Here is a 5,217-nt window from a genome sequence, read left to right as displayed (position 1 = left end):
GCTCCTGCGATTTCTAGCTGAGTGCTCAAGATGGATCCCTCTCATGTGCCCCTGGGTTTGCCGCTCATCTTGGGGGAGGTGCTTTTCGACTGCTTCCCCACAGAGATTGTGCTGGGCGGAGCAGCTTTGAATGTGGCTTGGAACCTCAAGGGGCTGGGATCCGATCCCCTCTTGCTCAGTCGTGTTGGCCAAGACGAGGCCGCCAGAGAGCTGCTGGGGGCCTTGCGACGGCAGGGGCTGCGCCTGGAGGGTCTGCAGCAGGATTCTGTTCACCCCACCGGCAAGGTTCAAGTAACCCTGGATGAGCAAGGGATCCCCACCTTCGCCATCTTGCCCGACCAAGCCTACGACTACATCCAGTTGGATATCGGGGCTCTGCAAGCTCTCCAGCCCAGCCTGCTCTACCGGGGCAGCTTGGCAGCCCGCCGGGAGGCAGCCCATCGCCACTTTCAAGAGGGGATCCCCGCTTTGGGCTGTCCCGTGTTTCTGGATCTCAACCTGCGGGATCCCTGGTGGCATCCAGACGCCATCCGGGAGATGCTACGCACCTGCACTTGGCTGAAGCTGAACCAGGCAGAGCTGGAGCAAGTGGCCCAACTGGAAGGGATCCCTGCCGGAGACCTGCTGGAGCAAGGACAGATCCTCCAGGCTCATCTGAACCTGAAAGGTCTATTTCTGACCTTGGGAGCGGCAGGCGCACTGCTGATCACCCCTGCTCAGGTCTATCGGGCCGACCCAGTGCCCGCGCCTCAGCTGGTGGATACAGTGGGGGCGGGAGATGCATTTAGCGCCGTGGCCATCCTGGGGCTGTTGCGGGGATGGCCGGAGGCAGTTCTGGTGCAACGAGCCGTGCAATTTGCGGCGGCCATCTGCGGGATCCCGGGGGGAGCACCTTCGGATCCGGAGTTTTACCGGCCCTTCTGGCAGGCATGGGAGATCCAGGAGATCCAGAGGCCAAGGGTTCAATGAAACTGGCGCAGGTGAAACTGGGCGTAGCGACCCCCTTTGCCCAGCAATTCTCGGTGATTTCCCTGCTCCAGCAATTGCCCCTGCTCCAAGACGAAAATGCGGTGGGCAGTGCGTACCGTCGAGAGGCGGTGGGCAATCACAAAAACGGTACAGCGTTGCATCAGCCGTTGCAGCGCTTCCTGCACCAACGCTTCCGACTCGTTGTCCAAAGCAGAGGTAGCCTCGTCCAGGATCAAGATCTTGGGGTTGAGGAGCACGGCGCGGGCAATGGCCAGCCGTTGCCGTTGTCCACCGGAGAGGGTGACCCCCCGTTCTCCCACGCGGGTGGCGTAGCCATCGGGCAAGCTCTCGATAAAGGTGTCGATGTTGGCCACCTGGGCCGCCTGGCGCACCGCTTCCAGGTCAAAATGCTCTTGTCCGTAGGCGATGTTGCCGGCAATGGTTCCCGAAAACAGGGTGATCTCCTGCGGCACAATGCCGATCTGCCGGCGCAGGCTCTTGAGGGTGACGGTGCGGATGTCGATGCCGTCGATGCGGATGCAGCCCTGCTGGGGATCGTAAAAGCGGGGAATCAGGCTCACCAGGGTGGATTTGCCGGCGCCGGAGGATCCCACCAGGGCCACAATCTCGCCGGGAGACACCTGAAAGCTGATCTGTTTGAGCACCGGCTGATCCGGTTTGTAGGCAAAGGAAACTTGGTCGAACTCCACCCAACCCTGAATGGGAGGCATGGGGCGGGCCCCGGGCAGCTCCCGGATTTGGGAGCGGGTGTTTAGCAGCTCGAAAATCCGCTCCACCGAAGCCTCACCCTGTTTCAGCTCGCTGTAGTTGTTGGTGATATGAACAATAGGGTCGATCAACATCGCAACACCGGCGATAAAGCCGAGAAACTGGCTGCCGGTCAGGTTGCCCTGGCTAATTTGCCAGCCGCCCACCCAAAACACCCCCAGCACGCTCATGGCGTACAGAAAACCCACCACCGGGTCTTGAATGGCTTTCACCTGTTCGGTCTGAAACCGGGCCAGGCGGTTGCTTTCGGCAATGGCACTGAAGCGGCGAATTTCGTAGTCCTCAGCCGCAAAGGCGCGAGTGAGGCTGATCCCGGCAAACACCTCTGTCAAGAGGGCGGCCAAATCCGACATCTTCTCTTGGTTGAGGCGGGAGCGAAACAAAAGGCGATCCCCAAACCAACTGATCAAGGCTCCCATCAGGGGGGCTATCAGCAAGGTGGTCAAGGTGAGAATGCCGTTGAGATAGAACAGGTAGGCCACCACCGCCAAGATGGTGAGCACGCTGGGGATGAAGCGATGGAAAAACCGCTGCACCACCTCTCCCACCCGATCCAGATCCCCCGTGAGGCGATAGACCAGATCGCCAGTGCGGCTGCCGGAAAAATAGTCCACATCCAGTGCCTGCAGGTGGGCATAAATCTGTTGGCGCAATTCCAAAACCATTTGCAAGGAGGCCCTCGCCATCAGGGTGTCTTGGCCATACTGAAAAGCGCCGCGCACCAAGAAAAACACCACCCCAATCAAGGCCAGCATCCGCAATTGCCCCAGATCCCCGGCACCAATGGAGCGGGCCACCCACTCGATCAAGTAGGCGAGGGCGGGCATGGTTAGCACAAAGCCAAGGGTACAGGTTAGCCCCAGCAACAACATCCACAGATGGGGCCGAATGAAGGGAATGAGACGGCGATAGCTACGACCCGGATGCACAAATCACAAACCAGAAGGGCCTCTGACCCAACCAGCTTACAGGATAGTGTTGCGGACTGCTGCCGGGATCCCTGAAACTGGCCGGTAGAGCTGAAAGCCGCTGCGGCCATTTTCCTTGACCTGGTAGAGGGCCAAGTCGGCATGGTGCAAAAGGGTGGACACTTCTACGCCGTCTTGGGGGTAGAGGGCGACGCCAATGCTGCAGGTCACGGAAAGGGAATGGCCCTCGCAGGAGAAGGGAGTTTGAAAGGCATCGACAATCCGCTGAGCCAGACGCGCTGCCACTGTGGGGCTGCCAATTCGGGGCAGCAGCAGGGTGAACTCATCCCCTCCCCAGCGGGCGACGATATCTCCAGGGCGAACGCACTTGGTTAACCGTTCAGCTACCCCCTGCAACAGGGCATCGCCGACACCGTGGCCGAAGGTATCGTTGATGTCTTTGAAGTGATCCAAATCCACAAAGAAGAGGGCCAGAGATTCACTGTAGTATTGCTGCAGGGTCTGCTGCAGCCGCTCCCGAAAGGATTCGCGGTTCACCAAACCTGTCAGGGCATCATGATGAGCGCGAAACTCCATGTAGGCTAAGCTCTGCTTTTGGGCGGTGATGTCTTCGCAGATGCCTTCATAGCCGAGGATATTTCCGGCTTTATCTTTAACCAAACGGGCCTTTTCTCGGACCCAGATGATCGAGCCATCCCGCCGCCGCAGCCGATACTCAAAGCCGCGCACGGATCCCTGCTCCTGCAATAGCCGCACAAATTCCTCCCACTGGCTGGGATCCACATAGAGCTGCCGCTTGCCCGCCTCTTTCGCTTCGCGCATCAATTCTTCGGGGGAGCTGTAGCCGCAGATCTGGGCCAGCATCGGGTTGGCGGAGAGATACCGACCTGCCGCATCGGTGAAAAAAATGCCCTCTACCGCATTCTCGAAAAAATTGCGATAGCGCTCCTCAGCCTGGCGCAGCTCCTCTTCCACTTGCCGGCGCTCCGAGATCTCGAGGGCCAGAGACACCAAATCCGCCAGGGATCCGGCGAAGTTTTGCTCTTCTAAGGTCCAGTGGCGAGGGGAGCCAATGTGCTCGTGGCAGAGAACACCCACCATCCGTCCTTCCAGTCGAATGGGGGCATCCAGCATCGAGACCACTCCCATTGCTGTCAGGTAGGAATTGCCGAACTCGGCGGTGCGGGGATCCGCCACCACTTGGTCGGCAGCAATGGTGCGCTCTTGCTCCAGGGCTTGAAAATAACGGGGATAGTCTTTGGCCCAGATCTCCGCCCCTTGAGTATGGGATCCCTCGGGATTGTCTGGGGTGATCTCGAATTGATTGATGCAGCGAATGCTGGAGCGCTCCGACGTGTAGAGCCAGACCCCCACCCGTGCCACCCCCAGGGTATGGGCGGCTGTAGTACAAATCTGTTGCAGAGCAGCTTGTAAGTCTCCTTGGCTGAGGGCTTTGTGCCGGGTGAGCTCCATCAGAGCCCGGTTGTGCTCCAACAGTTGCTTTTGGCTGCGCTGTAGCTGCCACTCCACTTGCTTGCGTGCTGTGATGTCCTGACAGGAGCCGACAATTCGGCTGATTGGCTTGTTCTCCTCAACTACTGGAGAAAGGGTAACGATTAGAACATGGGTCGACTCTGGGTCGGGAGCGGCAGAGGCCGTTAAGCTCAGCTCGAAGCTCACTTGCCGGCCATGGCTGAGGCAGTGTTCGGTGTGCAGTTGAATCTGCGCAGCCAGAGAAGGCGGTAGACAACTCTGGAGCTCTTCTCCCTCGATAGGTCGAGAGGAGAGAAAAAACATCCTGCAAAAAGCCGGGTTACCCACCAAAAACCGACAGCGCGGCTGAGGTGAGCCTCTTTCTGGCTCCGGGGGCAGGTACTCGAGGACAAACAACCCATCGCTGACGCTCTCGAACATGGTGCGCAGCACAGCCCGTCCCCGAGCCTGTACCGGGCGCCCACGGTACATGACCTGGGGATTCCACAGATCGGCCCGCGTCAGCGCATCATAAACGCTGCCAGCCTGGTCTGGCCCAGCAGTCCCCCTTTCAACCATAGGCTAGGAACACCCGGTAGACGCTCGGGCAACGGGGAGGGCAAGCCGAAAAAAACAGCTATGAATTCACGCTGTCTCTGCCATTCTACGGTCATCCTATGGAATTGTTGGGGGAGTTTGTGTGTCTCTCGATACAAAAGATCCCCGGGCTGGCACGGGCTTTTGGGTGCTCCGGAGGGGATATTCTTTGAAGCAACTCTTGAGGTTAATTAAAAGAATTATTAAAAAGCCTGTCCTGCCGACGTGAAGGGCTATGCGTCGCCGTTTTCAAGGTTAAACCGCTTCTGGCTCCCGAACTTGTTCTACCCGTACATCGACACGCTTGGGAAGGAACCAGGCTCCTATTAGTTAGAACTGCTCTCATTAGAAAGAACCTCAGCTAGCCCTGGAAAAGGGATCCCTGCCAGACCCAGGATGGCTAATTCCGCGGGCGTGGGATCCCCGATGCATCCAAGGCAAGAGAGGAAGACTGATGGAT

General features: G+C 58.7%; 3 protein-coding genes. 1 reads left to right on the top strand and 2 read right to left on the bottom strand.

Going from position 1 to position 5,217, the window contains the following annotated elements; translation table 11 throughout:
- The first annotated feature begins 30 nt into the window (after positions 1–30).
- Complete coding sequence (locus NW819_RS03415) at positions 31–969, top strand: PfkB family carbohydrate kinase (RefSeq protein WP_414412889.1); 939 nt, start codon at positions 31–33, stop codon at positions 967–969.
- On the opposite strand, the gene NW819_RS03410 is transcribed toward NW819_RS03415, so the two are convergent.
- Together NW819_RS03410 and NW819_RS03405 are read right to left on the bottom strand one after the other, a co-directional pair.
- Entirely contained in the window at positions 963–2,687 is a 1,725-nt protein-coding gene (locus NW819_RS03410; protein ID WP_414388761.1) for an ABC transporter ATP-binding protein, read from the bottom strand. The two genes, NW819_RS03415 and NW819_RS03410, sit on opposite strands and share 7 nt — an antisense overlap.
- A gap of 36 nt (positions 2,688–2,723) precedes the next feature.
- Positions 2,724–4,739 (bottom strand): diguanylate cyclase domain-containing protein, encoded by a 2,016-nt coding sequence (locus NW819_RS03405; RefSeq protein WP_414412888.1) that lies wholly within the window; start codon positions 4,737–4,739, stop codon positions 2,724–2,726.
- Positions 4,740–5,217 lie beyond the last annotated feature (478 nt).

The sequence above is a fragment of the Synechococcus sp. R8-2 genome (genome assembly GCF_047461715.1).
GTDB lineage: Bacteria > Cyanobacteriota > Cyanobacteriia > Thermostichales > Thermostichaceae > Thermostichus.
This window is presented reverse-complemented; position numbering and strand designations above follow the sequence as displayed.